We start from the raw sequence: 18,612 nt of genomic DNA on the forward strand, positions 1-18,612 counted from the left end.
ACTTCGACAAGTTACGCCCCGGTCTCGACCAGCGTCCGGCAGCGTCCTTCCCACGTGCCGGACAGCGGTTCATGCTCTCGCCATTGAACAAGGGGAAAGAACCATGAAATTGCCTATCGTCCTGACGGGAGCCTTGGCTCTGGCACTCGCGGCCTGCACGCAACCAGCAGCAGACAATGCGGGGGAAGCAGCCATGGCGCCGTCCCTCTCGACCGAAGACATCAGTGCAGCCGTCGCTAACGATGCCCGCCCCGAGGCCGCCCGTGCGCTCGACGAGAGCCGCAAGCCCGCCGAAGTTCTGGCGTTTCTCGGCCTCGAGCAGGGCGATGACGCTGCCGACCTGATCTCGGGTGGAGGCTACTGGGCAGAGATCCTCGCGCGTGCCGTGGGTGAGGATGGCAGCGTGACTGCGCTCGAACCCGAACAGTTCTACAACGAAGAGGCGTGGGCGGCGCTGGGACAGCGAGAGCCGGGCATTGCCCTCGAACGCTACCGTTTCGAAGTGTTCGAGCCGGGTGAGGAACGGTTCGACTTTGCGATCATGAACCTCGTCTATCACGACCTCTATTGGGAATCGGAAGAATACGACGTTCCCCGCTCGGAGCCTGCCGATTACCTCGCCGCGCTCTATTCGATGATGCGCCCTGGCGGTATCGTGGGCGTCATCGACCACGTCGGCAACACGGGGGACACCCGCGCCACGGTCGAGGAATACCATCGTATCGACCCGCAGGTAATTCGAGACGATTTCGCAAAGGCCGGCTTCAGGCTGGAAGCGGAAAGCGATTTGCTCGCCAATCCCGATGACACTCACGATATCAGCGTCTTCGATCCTTCGATCAGGGGGAAAACGGACCGCGTCGTGATGAAATTCGTCAAGCCCGCCGAGTAGGTTGTGCAGGCGCGGATATGTCTGCGCCAGCGAAGCTGTGAGGTTTCGTCGCTCCCGCGTTGACGCTCGCGCACCCTTTGGCATAGCTGCGCGCCATGTTTCGCACCATCGCGCTGGGCGCACTCCTGCTGGTCACTGCGTGCAAGCCCCCTGCATCAGACGAATATGTAACACGTGAACGCATTGCAGCCGAACGCAATGCACCGCGCACCCCGATCGATTCGCCCGATACCAAGGGCGCGGTCTGGGCCTACAGCGAGGACCGCGAGCGCCTGCTCTATGGCAAGCCCGGTGCGACCCCTCTGATGGCACTCGCCTGTGAGGGCGACATGTTGCGCTACACCCGTTTCGTCCAGGCCGATGCCCATGCCAAGGCTGTGCTGGCCATGATCGGCAACGGCCATGTCGAACGCTTCTGGATCGATGCGGAACAAGACGGCGAAGTCTGGATATGGCGCGGACGCACACCGGCAGTCGATCCGCGGCTGGAAGTGCTGACGGGTCCGCGAACGGTGGAAGCGACTGTGCCGGGCGGCGGGTCGATCATCCTCAATCCCAGCCGCCTTCCGGCGCAATTCATCTCGGATTGCGCGCCGCTTCTTCCCGAGCAAGATCCGGAAGAAGATCAGGCGTAAGCACCTGCGGCAATTGCCGCGCATCGCCCCCTGCAGGATACCACAGGTATAGCGGCACGCCGGCTGCCCCTTGCCGGGTCAGGAACGCGGCGATGTCGTCATCGCGGCGGGTCCAGTCCCCGCGCATCGCGACAACGCCAGCCTCCTCGAACGTCGCGCGCGTTTCTTCGCGCTCGATCCCGATGCCTTCATTGACCTTGCAGGTAATGCACCAGTCGGCCGTAAACCAGACGAATACAGGCTGTCCGCTCGCCCTTGCTGCGGCGAGGTTGGCAGGCGAAAATTCCTGCGGTTCGAGAATGCTTTGCGCGCTGTCGGCGACGGGAGGATCGTATGTCCGCACCATGCCGATTGCAGATACGGTCGCCATCGCCAGACCGATTAGCGCCGGAAGCGTCCTGGCTCGCCCGGGCGCATGGCCTTCAGGAGAAATCATGCCTGCGAAATAGATCAGCCCTGCCGCAACACCCGTCGCCGAGAGAAGGAAAACACCTCCCCCGATCCGCCACAAGAGCCAAGCAAGCGCCAGCACTGTCAGCCCCATCGGAAGCGCCATCCAGCGCCTGAAACGTTCCATCCAGGCACCGGGTTTCGGCAAACGCTTGCGGAAGGCAGGCACGAAACCGACCAGCAGGAACGGCAGCGCCAACCCGATGCCGAGCGCTGTGAAGATAGCGCAACCTTCTATCGGGCGCAGCACGAGCGCAGCGCCCAGCGCGAGGGCCATGAAGGGACCTGTGCAAGGCGTCGCAACGAAGGCGGCCAGCAGTCCCGTGGCGAACGATCCGCCCGAACTCGGTTTGCCTCCGGAAATGGCGAGGCCCGGTATGGCGAACAGGCCGACGAAATTCGCGGTGATTAGCGCCGCCAGCGCGAATAGGCTCGCCACGATGACAGGCTCCTGCAATTGGAACGCCCAACCCACCTGTTGGCCGGCAGATCGTAACAGCAGGATCAGCGCCCCGAGCCCGGCGCACGCCAGCACGACACCTGCGGTATATGCCAGCGCATCGCGACGAGCCGCGCCCTCGTCGCCACCCGCTTGCGCCAGGGCGAGAGCCTTGAGGCTCAGGATCGGGAACACGCATGGCATGATGTTGAGGAGCAGGCCGCCGATAAGCGCTGCGACAAGCAGCAGTCCGAAGGCGGGCGTTTCCTGCGGCCCCCGGAAAGGCTTCAGGCCTTCCAGCGGCACGTCTGCAGGCGTTGCCACGAACCGCACCCCCTCGCCCCCGCCCAGGGCAAGGATACCCTCGATCCGGTCGGGCCGGTCGCCGCCGACGCCTTTGGTCCTCGCCAGCGGCATTTCGGCAACCAGCAGGTTGCCATCGCGGATCCACGTCTGGATGGCGGCATACTCCAGGTGCAAGCCATTGCCCAGGCTAGTGTTTTCCACGAAAAGGTGAAGCTCACCCAGCTCCATCTCGGCGGGTAGCGGGATGCCGATACGCAGACGCTCGCCAGAAATTTCGAACCCGGCCTCGCTGTCGAGTAGAGGTGCGATACGGCCGCGCCAATCGGCGAAATCTCCGCCGCGTCTGGCTTCGAGAACGGCATCCTGCGGGACGCAGATCCGGTCGGTGCAGGCGAGGTATTCGACGAAGCCCGTGACGGGAGCGAGATTGGCGACCGCTGCGTCAGCGCCGGGAGTGACGGGCACGAGAACGACATACTCGCCCTCGAAGATGTGGTTCATCAGGCCGCCGATGAGCAAGGTTTGCGGCACGGGATAGAGCGGCTTTCCGACATTCCAGCCATCGGGAAGGTCGAGTTGCAGGTCCATCCCCTGCCCCGCATCGCCGGGATTAGACCAGTATCCGTGCCACTCCTCGCTGGACGGCGTGAACCGCAGCGCAAGGAGCCATTCCTTACCCGGTGTGGGCGAGCCGTCGGCGAATAGTTCGACGGAGATATTCTCGTCGCCGAAGCGCGCGGTCTTGTCCTGCGCAAACGCGGCACCGGACATCAGGCACGTGATGGCAAGCATGAAAGCGGCCAGCCGGGCCAGCGAGACGTCCATAATCCTTGCCAGTGTCACGCCGCCCGCTCTAGGGACCGTGACCATGACAGACAAGCGCGACTTGCTCATCCTCGGCGGCGGTCTCGTCGGCTCCACACTGGCGCTGGCAGCTGCGAAACAGGGTTTTTCCAGCCACCTGTTAGACCGGGCCGATCCCGCCGACCTGACAGCAGACGGTTTCGATGGACGTGCGTCTGCGATCTCGACGGCAAGCTGGCGCCTGTTCCGCAATATCGGCCTGGCGGACACGCTGGAGCCCTATGGCTGCCCGATCGAGAGCATCGCCGTGCTCGACCAGATGAAACCGGGACGCATCGACTTCACGCCGGAAGAGCACGATGGCTCGCTCGGCCGGATGTTCGCCAATCGCGTTCTGCGCACGGCCCTGTTCGAGGCGGTGAAGGACGAAAGCCTCATCACCCTGCACGCCCCGGTCGACGTGGTCGATCGCCAGCGCAATGCATATGGCGTCTCCGCGACGCTTGCGGACGGGCAAGTACTGACCGCGGACCTGCTGGTCGGCGCGGAAGGCCGCAGTTCGCCCACGCGTGAGGATGCGGGGCTGAAGATGGCCAGCTGGGACTATTCCCACCGCGCGATCATCGTTGGACTCGACCACAGCAAGCCCCATGGCGGCGTGGCGTGGGAAATTTTCTATCCGGCTGGCCCCTTTGCCCTTCTCCCACTTCTCGACGGGCCCGACGGCCAGCATCGCAGCGCGCTTGTCTGGACCGTCGACGAGAAGGACGCTGCCGGCGTTCTGAAAATGGGTGAGCGCGCCTTCCTGGCCGAAGTCCAGAAGCGCATGGGCGACCTGCTCGGCGAACTACGCCTGAATAGCGCGCGCACGTCGTACCCGCTCAGTTTCCAGCATACCGTGCGCATAGTTGGCGAGCGGATGGCACTTATCGGCGACAGCGCACACGGGATGCACCCGATTGCAGGCCAAGGCCTCAATCTCGGCCTGCGCGACGTCGGAGCGCTGGTAGAGGTGCTGGGCGATGCCCGCTGGCTAGGCCTGGATCTTGGCGATATGCAGATACTCGAACGCTACGAGAAATGGCGCGCGCTCGATTCCATCATGGTCATGGGCGCAACCGACAGCCTGACGCGCCTGTTCGGCGTGCCGGGCAAGACTGCCAGCGCAGTCCGCCGCCTTGGCATGGCCGGGGTCCAGCGTTCCGGCATGCTGAAGAAGTTCTTCATGGACGAAGCGCGCGGCGTATCGGGCGACGTGCCCGAACTCATGAAGGCCTGAGCTACTCTTCGACCGGGCTCGGTTGTTCGATCCGGTTACCCGCACCATCGCGCAGGCGGCGCGGTTCCAGCACCGCTGCCGTTTCGATAAGGTCGAGCGCGCGCTGGGCCGAAGCATAGCGTTCAGCATCACGCAGCCAGCCTTCGGCATTCACTGCACCCGGCAAATTGCGTACTTCCGCCACTGCCGAATCCGGACGGCCGCTTTCCAGGAACAGGCGCGCACGCTCCAGCCGCTGCTGGGGCTGCGGCGACGGCGCGCTTTCACGGCGGATCGTGAAGAGCGAGCCCAGTTCGTCGGCGAAGCGTTCGAGGCTCGGCTTGCCCTCGCCCGATTGCAGGCTGGGCGCGAGACCTTCAAGGCGGAAAATCAGCTGGTCGAGCGTGACCGGTTCGCGCGAGAAGGTGAGGATGGTGTTCACCGCATTCGGCAACGCATCGCCGAAGCGCAGCCGGAGCTGGTCTGCGAGATAGCCGAGTTCGGCCCCCTTATCGACCGCACGGCGGGTCGCAAAAGCAATCAGCAGGCCTTCCGCGCGCGCCACGTTACCGGCGGCTGCCTGCGCCTGAAGGTCGAGCCTCGACAGGCGCTGTTCCGCAGCGGCGAGGCGCTGGTCTATGCCGCCCTGCTGTTCTGCCACACGCTCCACCGCCTCCGCCGCAGCCGCGCTTTCGCTGGCGCTGGGTGTCGGCGAAGGTTTGCCGCCCTCGGCCGGAGTGTTGTCTGCGATTTGTGCAGGTTCTGCGTCGCTGGCCGGCGCGGCGTCCATGCGCCACGCAATATAACCGGCCACGCCCGCCCCGAGAGCGAAAGCGCCGCCCACGGCAAGCAACATCGGGCGCATCCCACCACGCGCACGCCGAGTCCTCGAAAACTCGTCCATCTTACTCCAATCCACGACCCCGGACGCCTCTGACCGGGCGTCATATCAGTTGGTCATGGTCTGACACAATTGCTCGGCCAAGGCCAGTAGCTCGGCATCGCGGGGCTGGTTTGCGATGTGGATGGAGTGCCAGCCCTCGCCCGCCAGGTCGGCGATGCGGGGGCCCAGGACCGCCAATGCGAGCCTGGACCGGTCGATTTCAAGCCGCTCGCATTCCTCGAACAGGCGCTTGGCCGCTTCGCCCGAATGCAGCAGCACCACTCCGCCCACGCGCATAATGTCGGCCATCTCATCGGGTATGTCGAGCGGCTCGGTCCGGTAGACCACGCGCGTATCGATGGTCATGCCCTCGGGCGCCTGCAACTCGACATGGGCCTCGCCTGCAAGGCGCAGCATGTGGCGTTCACCCGGTTTCATGTTGTCTAGCAATGCCTGCAAACCGCCCGTGCCCGTGCGGGCGACCATGTAGCCTTTTTCGCGCGCACCCTCGGCCGTCGCTTCGCCTACCGCATAGACCGGCAGGGAAGTGAGGCGCGTAAGATGTGTGCCGCCGTGACGGAAGACATTGGAACTGCCGACCAGCAGCCCGTCGTAACTATCCGCCTTGGGCGCCCCCCATTCGACCGGCTCGACTTCGAAAAGCGGACAACCTTCGACATCCAGTTCAAGCGCTTTCGCCGTTTCGAGCGTAACCGAAAGCCCCGGTTCCGGGCGAAAGACGAAGACCCGGCAGGTCATTCCATCTGCCCGAAATTGACTGCAATCTCAGGCGGCGCATCATCGAGCAGGGTGCGGGCCAATTCGCCCGGTGCGGCAAGATCGTCGCAAGCGAAGCTGGCCGTACCTTCGACGCGCTGGCTGCCATCCGGACTGAAGATCGCCGCGCGCATGGTAAGACGACCATCGGTGCGCGTGGTAAGCACCGCAATCGGACTGTGACATGTCCCGCCCAGTCCTTGAAGCAGGGCGCGTTCGGCCAGAACTTCATCGCGGCTCTCCGCGTGACTGATTTGCGCCAGTGCTTCGCGGGTCCGTTCGTCGCTGGCCCTGCATTCGATGCCGATCGCGGCCTGCGCGGGCGCTGGAAGCCAGTCTTCCGGATCGAGCCTGACGCCGACATTGTCCTCGCCCAGGCGGGACAGACCCGCCGCAGCAAGGAAAGTGGCGTCAGCTTCGCCTGCTTCGAGCTTGGCCATGCGCGTCGCCACATTGCCGCGGATACCGACGACTTCGAGGTCGGGTCGCGCGTGGAGCAATTGGGCTGCCCGGCGCGGCGCACTGGTGCCGACCTTCGCGCCTTGCGGAATGGCCGAAATGGACGCAGCACCCAGCAGGACATCGGCCTTGTCCGCGCGCGGCAGGATCGCGCCGATGGCGATCTCGTCGGGGCGGATGGTCTCAACGTCCTTCATCGAGTGTACCGCCGCATCGATCCGCCCCTCGACGAGCCACAGGTCGAGTTCGCGCGTCCACAGCGCCTTGCCCCCGATTTCGGCGAGCGGGCGGTCCTGGATCTTGTCGCCGCTGGCGATGACGGGAACCAATTCGACTGCACCCACATCCCAGCCATGGGCGGCGCACAGGCGTGCGCGGGCTTCCTCTGCCTGCGCCATGGCAAGCGGCGAACGGCGGGTTCCAAGGCGAAGGATGGGCGTGTCTGGCATATCGGCGGCTTGCCCTAGCGAGCGAGACCGCTAAGGGAAAGCGAAGTTATGACGCTCGTACTCGGCATCGAAAGTTCCTGCGACGAAACCGCAGCCGCGCTGGTCGATGGCGAGCGGCGGATTGTCGCCCAGCGGATCGCCTCGCAGGACGAGGAACACGCGCCCTTCGGCGGGGTGGTGCCGGAAATCGCGGCGCGCGCCCATGCCGAACGGCTGGCCCCCATGATCGAGGGCGTGCTTGCCGATGCAGGCGTAACACTGGCCGATTGCGATGCGATTGCCGCCACGGCGGGGCCGGGCCTGATCGGAGGGGTGATGGTCGGCCTCGTCAGCGCCAAGGCCCTTGCCATGGCAAGCGACACGCCGTTGATTGCGATCAACCACCTCGAGGGCCACGCGCTCAGCCCGCGTCTCGCGGATGCCGACCTTGCATTTCCCTATGCCCTCCTCCTTGTATCGGGCGGACACTGCCAGATCCTGCGCGTGGACGGCGTCGGCGAATACCGCCGGTTTGCGACGACGATCGACGATGCGCTGGGCGAGGCCTTCGACAAGACCGCGAAGATCCTGGGCCTCGGCTTTCCGGGCGGCCCGGCGGTCGAACGGCTCGCCAAGGAAGGCGATGAAACCGTCGTACCCCTGCCCCGACCGATGGTCGGCAGCGGCGAACCGCACTTTTCTTTCGCCGGGCTCAAGAGCGCGGTCATGCGGGCTTACCAGTCCGGCAAATATGCCGAAGCAGACATCGCCGCCAGCTTCCAGAAGGCGGCCGTCGACTGCGTTATCGACCGGCTTTCCATTGCGCTGGACGCCATGGGCCGCACCGATACGCTGGTCGTTGCAGGCGGCGTTGCGGCCAATGCCACGGTGCGTGCGGCGCTGGAGGAACTGGCGGATCGCCATTCGATGCGCTTCACCGCTCCGCCGCCCAAGCTGTGCACCGACAATGCCGCGATGATCGCCTGGGCCGGCGTCGAAAGGCTTGCCATGCATGACTTCCAGCCCGACCCGCTCGACATCGCGGCACGCCCTCGCTGGCCGCTCGACCCGCAGGCAGAGCCGGTGCGCGGCGCAGGAGTGAAAGCATGAGCGGCGTAGGGGTTCTCGGAGCCGGTGCCTGGGGCACGGCGCTGGCGCAAATGCTGGCGAGCGATGGCCGTGCAGTGAAGATCTGGGCGCGCGAGGAAGAACTGGTCGACGAGATCAACTCTGCCCACACCAACTCGCTCTACCTGCCGAGCGCCAGTTTGAGCGAGCGGATTACCGCGACCAGCGATCTTGCCGAGATGGCCACTCTCGATGCGCTACTGGTGGTCACACCGGCCCAGCACATGGGCTCCGTCCTTTCGGCCATGCCATCCCATCCGGCCGACCTCGTCCTTTGCTCGAAAGGTATCGAGGCGGGCAGCGGCAGGCTGATGAACCACGTCGCAAAGGAAGCCGCTCCGCGCAGCGCGGTGGCGGTGCTTTCCGGCCCCACTTTCGCCCATGAAGTCGCCGCCGGATTGCCGACGGCCGTAACGTTGGCGTGCGGCGGCGGGGCAGAGCAATGGGATCGCCTATCCCCGCTCATCGCACGGCCTGCCTTCCGCCCCTATTTTTCCGACGACGTCGTGGGCGCCGAGATCGGCGGCGCGGTCAAGAACGTGCTGGCGATCGCTTGCGGCGTGGTGGAGGGCCTCGGCTTGGGCCAGAACGCACGCGCGGCGCTGATCGCACGCGGCTATGCCGAAATGCTGCGCTTCGGGGAGGCGCTGGGCGCGAGGGCCGAAACGCTCGCCGGATTGTGCGGCCTTGGCGATCTCGTGCTGACCTGCTCTTCCACCTCCAGCCGCAATTTCTCGCTCGGCAAGGCGCTGGGCGAAGGGGAGAGCGCCGACACGCTGATGAGCGACCGGCGTACCGTGGCAGAAGGCGCGCATACCGCGCCGGTACTGGTGGAACTGGCCGCACGCCAAGGCGTAGCCATGCCGATCGTGACGGCCGTCTACGACCTCTTGAAAGGTGATGAGCCGAAGTCCGTGGTCGAAGGCATCCTTGCGCGGCCGCTCAAAGCCGAACAGGGCGACGCGGGATGACTGCGGCTACCAATGACGAAGACCTGACCGCCATCGCCAAGGGCGGAAGGCAGAATTTCATCGGCTTCCTGCTGCGCCTGCTGGCGCGCCTGCCGTTCCTGTTCATCGCTGGCCGCCTCTACGGCCCCGAGGCGCTCGGACGCTTTGCCTCCGCTCTCGTCGTAGTCGAACTTGTCGCGCTGATGTGTTCGATGGGCGAGAAGCGTGGTCTCGCGCAGAGGCTGGCCGATGGCGAGGAAGGAACCCACCCTGCCAATCTCGTCTACGACGGCTTGTTGCTGGCAATTATCTTTTCCGCACTGGCGGCGGCATTCTTCTGGCTGGTGCCTGCTCCGATGTTCCCGAGTGGCGAGTACACCCAACTCGATAGGCTGATCGTACTGGCTATCCCCGGTTACGCCCTCACCGAAATCGTGCTGGCGGCGCAGGCTTATAGATACGATATCGCCACCACCGTGCGCGCACGGGCGGTGGTCGAGCCGTGGACGATCTCGATCATGGCCGGGGTATTCTTTTTCGTGCCCGCCCTTTCCGATTCCGGGCTGTCACTCGCCTATCTCGTTTCGATCTATGCTGGCCTGTTCACCGGCCTCTACGCATTCTTCCGCAGCTACGGCCCACCCAAGCACTGGCGTCCGGAACTGGGCTATATGCGCAAGGTAACGGCTCGCGCGCTGCCGCTGGCGACGGCCGATGCCATCGAGTGGGGGACGCGCCGCCTCGACATCTTCATCCTCGGCCTGTTCGCGGCCCCTGCGGCAGTTGGTGTCTACTACATCGCCCAGCAGGTCGCGAGCCTGCCGCAAAAGCTCAAAACCAGTTTCGAGCCGATCCTTGGGCCGGTCATCACCAAGAACCTCAAGACCAAGAACTACGCGGCCATTGCCAAGCAGGTCTGCCAGGTCGGTTTTTGGATCATCGCAGCGCAGGCCGGCATTGCGCTCGCGCTGGGCGTGCCGGGCGAAGCGGTCATGGGTCTCGTCGGACCCGAATTCGTCGGCGGGACAGGCGCGCTTGCCTTCCTGCTTGCCGCCGAGGTCGTGGCGGCGACGGCGGTCGTGTCCGAAGCCGTGCTTATCTACGTCGCCCGTGGTCGTAACCTGGCGATTTCGGTCGGGACCATCGCGTTCCAGGCGGCGCTTACCATCACGCTGATCATGCTGGTTGAACGCCTCGGCTATGGCGAGCCTTACAAGGCCGCCGCCGCTGCCCTTGCGCTGATGATCGCCCTGGGTGTCGCGAGCCTCGTCAAGGCCCTGCTGCTGACCCGCATCCTCGGCCACCCGATCAACAATTGGCGATGGGCACTGCTCTATGCGGTAGCCCCTGCGGTTCTCGTCGGCTGGGCGGCTACGCAGCTTCCCGAGTGGGCGGAACTGGCTTTCGGCGTGCCCGCGATCCTGCTGACATACGGCTTCGTGATCTGGAAACGCGGCTTCGGTCCCGAAGATCGGGTGCTGTTCAGGCGAAATAAGGCAGAAACGCCCGAATAGGGCCGCCACTACCCCGCTTCTCAAAAAATCAAAAATATCAGTTATTTAGACTTCGCGAACAGCGCTTCGCGTCGCCGATACCTCATGCCCCGATTGACTCTTGCCCTATTTTCGCCACATTCTTGCCTTGTTGATGCCGTAATTTATGTAATAACATCACACTGGGAGAGCGAATCGTGGAGAGGAAAAAAATGGACAACGCAACGCGCATTACCGGAGGCTCCCTTGCCTTCGTTTCGACAGCCGCCCTCATTTTCGGCCTGGCCGGTTGCGAAGGCGTCAAGGATGGCAGCGAAAGGACAGAACGCCTGACGACTGTCGATATCGAGGAATCCGCCGACACTTCTGTCATGTACGAAAACGCGGAGATGGCCATGGCCCCTCCCCCGCCGGTTTCGGTGGCCGCGCCCTGGATCGGCGATCACGGCATGGTGATCCCGCCGCAAGACCGCGAACGCTATGCCGGAGAGAAAGTCTCGCCGATCAGGGTCACCGCCAGCGAGCCGGTTTCGACCTTCTCGGTCGATGTCGACACCGGTGCCTACGCCAATGCTCGACGCTTCCTCACCATGGGTGAGCTGCCGCCGCAGGACGCCGTGCGGACCGAGGAGATGATCAACTACTTCCGCTATGACTATGCCGCGCCCGCGGATCGCAGCAAGCCGTTCTCGGTCACGCTCAGCACGGCGGCCACCCCGTGGAACGAGGAAGCCAAGCTGATCCGCGTCGGTCTGCGCGGATACGACCTGCCGCGTAGCGAACGCCCGGCGGCAAACCTCGTGTTCCTTGTCGACGTATCGGGTTCGATGGACAGCCCCGACAAGCTACCGCTGGTCAAGCGCGCGCTGTCGGGCCTCGCCTCTGAAATGAGCCGTGACGACAAGGTATCCATCGTCGTCTATGCCGGCTCCACCGGCGTAGTGCTGGAGCCGACCAGCAATCCTGCCAAGGTACGCGCGGCGCTTGCCCGGCTGGGTGCAGGTGGCTCCACCGCTGGCGCTGCCGGGCTGGACCTCGCCTATTCGATGGCGGAACAAGGCTTCATCAAGGGCGGTGTGAACCGCGTAATCCTTGCCACCGACGGCGATTTCAACGTCGGAATGTCGGACACCGATGCCCTGATCGACAAGATCGAAAAGAAGCGCGACAGCGGCATCACGCTGACCACCCTCGGCTTCGGCACCGGCAACTACAACGAGGCGATGATGGAACAGATCGCCAATCACGGTAACGGTAACTACGCCTATATCGACAGCGCGCTTGAAGCGAAAAAGGTGCTGCGCGACGAAATGAGTTCTACGCTCTTTACCATCGCCAAGGATGTGAAGATCCAGGTCGAATTCAATCCCGCAGTCGTCAGTCAGTACCGCCTGATAGGATATGAGAACCGCGCGCTTCGGGAACAGGATTTCGCGAACGACCGTGTCGATGCCGGCGATATCGGTGCCGGACACCAGGTGACGGCGCTTTACGAAGTGATCCCCACGGGCGCGAAGGGCTGGATCGGAGAGCGCCGCTATGCCGGCAATCGCGGCAAGGCCAAGGCGGGCGATGCGAATGAGGCAGCCTTCGTACAGCTGCGCTACAAGCTGCCTGGCGGGTCGAAATCGAAACTGCTCCAGTATCGCCTGCCTGCCGAGCGATTGGCCACGCAGCGCCTGCCGCAGGGTGACTTCGCCTTTGCCGCAGCCGTCGCCGCATACGGCCAGAAACTGCGGGGCGACGAACTCCTCGCCGACTATTCGTGGGACGATGTAATCCGCCTCGCCGGCCGCCAGCGCGATTTCTGGCGGCAGGAATTCGTCGAGCTGGCTCGCAGCGCCGAAGCGCAGATGTAACTTTGCCCACAGCGCGCGCCGTGGGCCTTGCACCCCTGCGGCGCGCAGCTAGAAGGCGGAACCATGAAGTCCCGTCCCGCCCTCGCCATCTCGCTCGGCGCCGTGCTTGTCGCGGCGCTTGGCTATGTTGGCAGCAAATCGGGCGCAGAGGCTTTGGCGCAGAGGCTCGACGAAAGAGCCAGGACCGCAATCGCCGAAGCGGGTTACGAACCAGTCGCCGCACGCTTCGAAACCAAGCAGGGCGCCCCGATCCGCCACCCCATGCTTTCGGGCGGCGAAGACCTCGACGAAGGGACAAGGGACCGTGCTGCCAAACTCGTGGCAGGCCTGCCGGGCGTCGGAGGGGTCAGTTGGGAAGACGGCTGGGCCAATGCATCGTCCGACGATGTCGATTTCGAACCGCTTCACTGCCAGGACGATGTCGAAACCCTGCTCCGCACGCGCTCCATCCGCTTCGAGGAGGGCAGCGCGGCGCTGCTCGACACCAGCAATATTCTGATCGACGAAGTGGCGGTCGCCCTGCGTCCATGCCTCGGTTCGATCATCGCGATTATCGGTCATACCGATCGCAGCGGCACCGAACCGGGCAACCTTGAGCTAAGCCAGGACCGTGCCCGCGCCGTTCGCGAAGCCTTGGTGCGGCGCGGTATCCCGCGCGACGGACTGCGCGCCCGCGGGGTTGGGTCTGCCGAACCGGTCGAAGGGCTGGAGGCAGACGATCCCGCCAATCGCCGCATTGAATTTTCCGTCATCCGGATCGAGCCGGTGACCCCCACCCCTGTCGATACGCCGGGACCACGCTGATGCCGATCTGGCTGGAAACCACTGCCCTGATGCTGGCCGCCTACGGGCTCGGCCTTGCCATCGGATGGGTGATCTGGGGCCGCGCTCCCGATCCCTCCGTCACTGAACAAAGCCAAGAGGAAACGTCATGAGCGAATTGGTCGCCGAACAATGGCCGCTGATACTGGTCGCCCTGCTGATCGGTATCGTCATTGCCTTCTATCTCTTCCGTTCCACCCGTCGCACCCATGTGACGGGCGCAAAGACAGACGTGCTGGACGAGGGCGCCGACAAGGCCCGCCGCAATGCCGCCCTGATCGACAGCCCGCCTGCCGCGGCCAAGGACGCCGACGTTCCGGCCACAGCCTCCGTCGCCAAGCCGACCGGCGGCGACGATCTCACGCGGATCAAGGGTGTCGGTCCCAAGCTCGCCGCGACGCTGGGCGAACTTGGCGTCACCCGCTTCGACCAGATTGCAGCCTGGGAGGATGCCGAAATCGAACGCGTGGACGCCCAGCTCGGACGCTTCCAGGGCCGCATCCGCCGCGACGATTGGGTAGGCCAAGCAGCCCTCCTCGCGGGCGGCGATGTGCAGGCATTCCAGCTGAAGTACGGCTCCACTGCCTGAGCTCGGGAACCTTTTCTCGTGTGCGCGTTGAATCCGTTGGGTCAGCGCACGTGAGGAGAGCAGGATGGGACAGCAGCAACCACTGCGCATACTCGTTGCCGAGGACGAACTGATCGTCGGCTACGACCTATGCGATACCGTATCAGAAGCAGGATATCTGGTCGAAGGTCCCTTCGACGACCTATCCTCGGCAATGCTCGCCTATCAGAAGAACAAGCCCGACATCGCGATCCTCGACGTGCAACTGGGTGACGGTATCGTCTATCCGCTGGCCGAACAGATGATGGCGGAAGACGTGCAGGTTATCTTCCATTCCGGACAGATTACCCCGGCCCAGGTCGCCGAGCGGTTTCCCAATGCCACCGCTCTGTCGAAGCCATGCCCGCCTGCAGAGGTAATCCACTCGGTTCAGCAGGCCGCCGCGCACCACTGATCCTGCCTGACGGAACGAACGGGCTGCTCCCGCCATTGCCTTGAATGAGAACAAGGTAATTAACGGAGACCCCCCATGTCGCTTCCATCAATGATCGCAGCCCATCCGCAAGTCGAGGACGAGACCGAAGAACTCGTCCTTGCCGCGCGCCATGCGATGCTCTGCTCGCTTTTCTGCACCTCCTGCGCCGATGCCTGCGTGGCAGAGGACATGGCGATGGCGCAGTGCATCCGTAACTGCCTCGATTGCGCAGATGTCTGCGCAGCCACGGCCCGGCTGGCCGTTCGACGCACCGCCCAAAACATCGATGTGCTCCGCGCCCAGATGGAAGCTTGCATCAAGGCGTGTGAGACCTGTGCGGAAGAATGTGCCCAGCACGACAATCCGCATTGTGCATTGTGCGCGAAGATGTGTCGTGAATGCGCCGACGACTGCCGCAAGGCCCTCGAACACGTAAATTGAGGCATTGCGCCCCAAAACGTGATAATCTTGTGCGCTGATGCCGAAGCTGCGCACCTTCCTAGCGCTCGACAGCGCTGACCGCCTCGCGACGTTCGAGGCCATGGCCGCGCTGCTTTATGCAAAGGCATTGGTGGCGGGCGTGGCCTCGGGGCGGTGGCATGAACGCTTCGCCTCGGTGGGCGCACCTGGCACCACCACTCCGGCAGGGGCCGACCTGGAAGCTGCAAGACGCATCCGCTTCGCCATCGCCAGGGCGCTGCGCAATGTGCCCGGATCGCCCAATTGCCTTCCCCAGGCGCTGGCTGCGCGCACAATGTTGCAGCGGCGCGGCATCCGTTCCGATCTGTTCATCGGAACACGGCTGGACGGGAATGCGCAAAACCGCTTCCACGCCTGGCTGAAGGTGGGCGAGGAGTGGGTGACCGGAATATGCGACGAGACCGATTACGCCCTGTTTACCGGGCAGGACGCGGAAGTCGCCTGACACCCCCTTGCGCCGCGTTGCGCTTGGTGCCATCGGCAAGAACGTAACAGAGGAGACTATATGGCCGGCATGGTGCCTTTCGCCTGGGACGATCCCTTCAATCTCGACGAACAGCTGACCGAGGAAGAGCGGATGATCCGCGATGCCGCGCACGGTTTCGCGCAAAGCGAACTGCAGCCGCGTGTCACGGACGCCTATCGCGAAGAGATCGATGCCCCCGAGCTCTTCCCGCTGATGGGCCAGGCAGGCTTGCTGGGTGCTACCGTTCCGGAAGAATATGGCGGTGCCGGCGCAAGCTATGTCGCCTACGGCCTCATCGCGCGCGAGATCGAACGCGTCGACAGCGGCTATCGCTCGATGGCCTCGGTCCAGTCCAGCCTCGTCATGTATCCGATCCATGCCTACGGCTCGGAAGAGCAGAAGCAGAAATACCTTCCCGGCCTTGCCAGCGGCGAACTGATCGGCTGCTTCGGCCTGACTGAACCCGACGCGGGCTCCGATCCGAGCGGGATGAAGACTGTCGCGAAGAAGGATGGCGACGGGTACAAGATTTCCGGCTCCAAGACGTGGATTTCCAACGCGCCTTTTGCTGACGTCTTCGTCGTCTGGGCCAAGAGCGAAGCGCATGGCGGCGGCATCCGCGGTTTCGTCCTTGAAAAGGTCATGGAAGGCCTTTCCGCCCCCAAGATCGACGGCAAGCTGTCACTGCGTGCATCGACCACCGGCATGATCGTCATGGACGAGGTGAAAGTCGGCGCCGATGCGCTGCTTCCCGAAGTACAGGGTCTAAAGGGCCCCTTCGGCTGTCTCAACCGAGCCCGTTACGGCATCAGCTGGGGCGCAATGGGCGCGGCGGAATTCTGCCTCCACGCTGCGCGCCAGTACGGCCTCGACCGACACCAGTTCGGCGTACCGCTCGCTTCCAAGCAGCTTTACCAACTCAAGCTGGCCGACATGATGAGCGAGATCGCTCTCGGCCTGCAGGGATCCCTGCGCGTCGGCCGCCTGATGGACGAAGGCAAGTTCGCGCCGGACATGATCTCGATCGTGAAGCGCAACAATGTCGGCAAGGCGCTCGATATCGCCCGCAAGTCACGCGACATGCATGGCGGCAACGGCATTTCGGAAGAATACCAGGTGATCCGCCACATGGTGAACCTGGAAACAGTCAACACCTACGAGGGCACGCATGACGTCCACGCGCTGATCCTTGGCCGCGCCATTACGGGGATCGCCGCTTTCTGATGCCCTTTCCTACTTTCAGGAACGCGGGCATCAGGCGCTCATGAGCTGCTCCCAGCCCGTCCTGTGTCCCGGTTTCGACGGGATTGACGGGTCCGGCAATTATTTCGCCTGGACCGTGTTCCACATGTTCCACTCTGTAGGAGACGCCGCATGATGAAGCTGCACGGTTACTACCGCTCCTCGACCAGTTACCGCCTGCGCATCGCGCTGGAGCTGAAGGGGCTGGAGTATGAATACGTGCCGGTGAACCTGCTGACCTCGGAACAGAAGGGCGAAGCCTTCACCCGCCGCAATCCCTTCGGTTCGGTCCCGCTGCTGGAAGCAGACGGCAAGGACCGGGTGCAGTCGATGGCGCAGCTGGAATGGCTCGACGAGGCCTATCCCGACAAGGCCCTGCTGCCTTCCGACATCGAGGACCGCTATGTCGCGCGCGAACTGGCCTATGCCATCGCAACTGAATTGCACGCCCCGCTGAACTTGCCGGTGCTCAAGTACCTCGCCAACGAATATGGCAAGTCGCAGGACGAGATCGGTGTGTGGTACCGCCACTGGCTCGCTCGCACGCTCGACCCGCTCGAGGCGCGGCTCGCGCAGCTCGATACCGGCGACTTCCTGTTCGACAGCCCCGGCTTCTTCGAAGTCTGCCTTCTGCCACAGGTCTACAACGCGCAGCGGTTCGGTTTCGACTTCAGCGACAAGCCCCGCATTACCCGGATCGAACAGGCCTGCTTGGCCCTGCCCGCCTTCCAGCGCGCCCATCCGGACAACCAAACAGACAATCCAGAGAGGAATTGACCCCATGAAGCTCGCCACACTCAAGGACGGAACCCGCGACGGCAAGCTGGTGGTCGTGTCGAAAGACCTCACCCGATTCTGCGCGGCCGACAACATCGCGCCCACCATGCAGGCCGCGCTCGACAATTGGGACGAAGTCGCGCCGAAGCTGAACGCGCTCTACACCGATGTGGAGCACCGGACCGTGCCGTGCGAACGCTTTCACGAACGCGAAGCGCATTCGCCGCTGCCCCGTGCCTACCAGTGGGCTGACGGCTCGGCCTATATCAACCACGTCGAACTGGTGCGTAAGGCGCGCGGTGCGGAAGTGCCGGAGAGCTTCTATCACGACCCGTTGATGTACCAGGGCGGCAGCGACAAGTTCCTCGCCCCGCGCGACGACATCCCGCTCAAGGACACCAAGTGGGGCTGCGACATGGAAGGCGAAATCGCGGTCATCACCGACGACGTGCCGATGGGCGTGTCGAGCGAAGATGCCGCCGATCACATCAAGCTGGTCATGCTGGTCAACGATGTCTCCCTGCGCGGCCTGATCCCGGGCGAACTCGCCAAGGGTTTCGGCTTCTTCCAGTCAAAGCCCGCCAGCGCCTTCAGCCCCGTCGCGGTCACTCCCGACGAGCTTGGCGATGCATGGAAAGGCAGCGTCATCCACCTGCCGCTGATGGTCGACTACAATGGCGAGCCCTTCGGCCGCGCCAATGCCGGGGTGGATGCGACCTTCAACCTCGCGGACCTAGTCGCTCATGCCGCCAAGACGCGTGAGCTTGGCGCTGGCACCATCATCGGTTCGGGCACCGTGTCGAACCAGGGCCCCGATGGCGATCCGGGCAAGCCCGTTTCAGAAGGCGGGCTCGGCTATAGTTGCATCGCGGAAATCCGCATGATTGAGACGATTGCCGATGGCGAAGCGAAGACGCGCTTCATGGCGCCCGGCGATACCGTCCGGGTCGAGATGAAGGACGCAGAAGGCCACTCGATCTTCGGCGCTATCGAACAGAAGGTCGTCGAGGCCTGAGCAACC

General features: G+C 64.0%; 21 protein-coding genes. 16 read left to right on the top strand and 5 right to left on the bottom strand.

Annotation, left to right across the window (positions count from 1 at the left end; genetic code table 11):
• Positions 1–103: 103 nt before the first annotated feature.
• Both CVE41_RS03465 and CVE41_RS03470 read left to right on the top strand, forming a co-directional pair.
• Positions 104–892, top strand: coding sequence for a class I SAM-dependent methyltransferase (locus tag CVE41_RS03465; protein ID WP_232725780.1), 789 nt, complete (start codon positions 104–106; stop codon positions 890–892).
• A 95-nt stretch (positions 893–987) separates the two neighbouring features.
• Positions 988–1,527: a hypothetical protein gene (locus CVE41_RS03470; protein WP_100259396.1), complete on the top strand. Its 540-nt coding sequence runs from the start codon at positions 988–990 to the stop codon at positions 1,525–1,527.
• Here CVE41_RS03470 and CVE41_RS03475 read toward each other — a convergent pair.
• Positions 1,469–3,616 (bottom strand): protein-disulfide reductase DsbD family protein, encoded by a 2,148-nt coding sequence (locus tag CVE41_RS03475; RefSeq protein WP_232725781.1) that lies wholly within the window; start codon positions 3,614–3,616, stop codon positions 1,469–1,471. The genes CVE41_RS03470 and CVE41_RS03475 overlap by 59 nt on opposite strands.
• Here CVE41_RS03475 and CVE41_RS03480 point away from each other — a divergent pair.
• Positions 3,591–4,805 carry an FAD-dependent monooxygenase gene (locus CVE41_RS03480; RefSeq protein ID WP_100261353.1) on the top strand — a complete coding sequence of 405 codons (1,215 nt, stop codon included), beginning with the start codon at positions 3,591–3,593 and terminating at the stop codon, positions 4,803–4,805. The two genes, CVE41_RS03475 and CVE41_RS03480, sit on opposite strands and share 26 nt — an antisense overlap.
• A 1-nt stretch (position 4,806) precedes the next feature.
• On the opposite strand, the gene CVE41_RS03485 is transcribed toward CVE41_RS03480, so the two are convergent.
• The 3 genes from CVE41_RS03485 to hemC all read right to left on the bottom strand — a co-directional run bounded on the left by CVE41_RS03485 (position 4,807) and on the right by hemC (position 7,352).
• Entirely contained in the window at positions 4,807–5,640 is an 834-nt protein-coding gene (locus CVE41_RS03485) for a hypothetical protein (protein WP_332835725.1), read from the bottom strand.
• 93 nt (positions 5,641–5,733) lie between these two features.
• Complete coding sequence (locus CVE41_RS03490) at positions 5,734–6,426, bottom strand: uroporphyrinogen-III synthase (RefSeq protein WP_100259399.1); 693 nt, start codon at positions 6,424–6,426, stop codon at positions 5,734–5,736.
• Complete coding sequence (gene hemC / locus CVE41_RS03495; protein WP_100259400.1) at positions 6,423–7,352, bottom strand: hydroxymethylbilane synthase; 930 nt, start codon at positions 7,350–7,352, stop codon at positions 6,423–6,425. Before hemC ends, CVE41_RS03490 begins: the two co-directional genes overlap by 4 nt.
• A 48-nt stretch (positions 7,353–7,400) precedes the next feature.
• Between hemC and tsaD the strand changes: the two genes are divergently transcribed.
• From tsaD to CVE41_RS03530, 8 genes are all read left to right on the top strand, one after another.
• The gene (tsaD, locus tag CVE41_RS03500; RefSeq protein WP_100259401.1) at positions 7,401–8,441 is read left to right on the top strand and encodes a tRNA (adenosine(37)-N6)-threonylcarbamoyltransferase complex transferase subunit TsaD; all 1,041 of its coding nucleotides are present in this window, start codon (positions 7,401–7,403) and stop codon (positions 8,439–8,441) included.
• Positions 8,438–9,430, top strand: coding sequence for an NAD(P)H-dependent glycerol-3-phosphate dehydrogenase (locus CVE41_RS03505; protein WP_100259402.1), 993 nt, complete (start codon positions 8,438–8,440; stop codon positions 9,428–9,430). Before tsaD ends, CVE41_RS03505 begins: the two co-directional genes overlap by 4 nt.
• Complete coding sequence (locus CVE41_RS03510; protein WP_100259403.1) at positions 9,427–10,923, top strand: lipopolysaccharide biosynthesis protein; 1,497 nt, start codon at positions 9,427–9,429, stop codon at positions 10,921–10,923. Before CVE41_RS03505 ends, CVE41_RS03510 begins: the two co-directional genes overlap by 4 nt.
• Positions 10,924–11,114: 191 nt before the next feature.
• Positions 11,115–12,761, top strand: a complete 1,647-nt coding sequence (locus CVE41_RS03515; protein WP_100259404.1) for a vWA domain-containing protein — start codon at positions 11,115–11,117, stop codon at positions 12,759–12,761.
• Between the two features lie 63 nt (positions 12,762–12,824).
• Positions 12,825–13,565, top strand: a complete 741-nt coding sequence (locus tag CVE41_RS03520) for an OmpA family protein (RefSeq protein WP_100259405.1) — start codon at positions 12,825–12,827, stop codon at positions 13,563–13,565.
• Positions 13,565–13,696, top strand: a complete 132-nt coding sequence (locus CVE41_RS14940) for a hypothetical protein (protein WP_269800166.1) — start codon at positions 13,565–13,567, stop codon at positions 13,694–13,696. The genes CVE41_RS03520 and CVE41_RS14940 overlap by 1 nt, the downstream gene beginning before the upstream one ends.
• Positions 13,693–14,172: a hypothetical protein gene (locus tag CVE41_RS03525; RefSeq protein ID WP_100259406.1), complete on the top strand. Its 480-nt coding sequence runs from the start codon at positions 13,693–13,695 to the stop codon at positions 14,170–14,172. The genes CVE41_RS14940 and CVE41_RS03525 overlap by 4 nt, the downstream gene beginning before the upstream one ends.
• Before the next feature lie 64 nt (positions 14,173–14,236).
• A complete protein-coding gene (locus CVE41_RS03530) occupies positions 14,237–14,605 on the top strand; it encodes a response regulator (RefSeq protein WP_232725782.1) in 369 nt (122 codons plus the stop codon).
• An 87-nt stretch (positions 14,606–14,692) separates the two neighbouring features.
• Here CVE41_RS03530 and CVE41_RS14845 read toward each other — a convergent pair whose 3' ends face one another.
• A complete protein-coding gene (locus tag CVE41_RS14845; protein WP_232725870.1) occupies positions 14,693–14,995 on the bottom strand; it encodes a hypothetical protein in 303 nt (100 codons plus the stop codon).
• Between the two features lie 18 nt (positions 14,996–15,013).
• Between CVE41_RS14845 and CVE41_RS14850 the strand changes: the two genes are divergently transcribed.
• From CVE41_RS14850 to CVE41_RS03555, 5 genes are all read left to right on the top strand, one after another.
• On the top strand, positions 15,014–15,067 hold the full coding sequence (locus CVE41_RS14850) for a hypothetical protein (RefSeq protein WP_232725839.1): 54 nt from the start codon (positions 15,014–15,016) through the stop codon (positions 15,065–15,067).
• A gap of 37 nt (positions 15,068–15,104) precedes the next feature.
• Positions 15,105–15,551 carry a lasso peptide biosynthesis B2 protein gene (locus tag CVE41_RS03540; protein WP_100259408.1) on the top strand — a complete coding sequence of 149 codons (447 nt, stop codon included), beginning with the start codon at positions 15,105–15,107 and terminating at the stop codon, positions 15,549–15,551.
• 69 nt (positions 15,552–15,620) lie between these two features.
• Positions 15,621–16,796, top strand: coding sequence for an acyl-CoA dehydrogenase (locus CVE41_RS03545; protein WP_100261355.1), 1,176 nt, complete (start codon positions 15,621–15,623; stop codon positions 16,794–16,796).
• 153 nt (positions 16,797–16,949) lie between these two features.
• Entirely contained in the window at positions 16,950–17,591 is a 642-nt protein-coding gene (maiA, locus tag CVE41_RS03550; protein ID WP_100261356.1) for a maleylacetoacetate isomerase, read from the top strand.
• Between the two features lie 4 nt (positions 17,592–17,595).
• Entirely contained in the window at positions 17,596–18,606 is a 1,011-nt protein-coding gene (locus CVE41_RS03555) for a fumarylacetoacetate hydrolase family protein (RefSeq protein ID WP_100259409.1), read from the top strand.
• Positions 18,607–18,612: the final 6 nt, after the last annotated feature.

Source organism: Qipengyuania seohaensis, assembly GCF_002795865.1.
GTDB lineage: Bacteria > Pseudomonadota > Alphaproteobacteria > Sphingomonadales > Sphingomonadaceae > Qipengyuania > Qipengyuania seohaensis.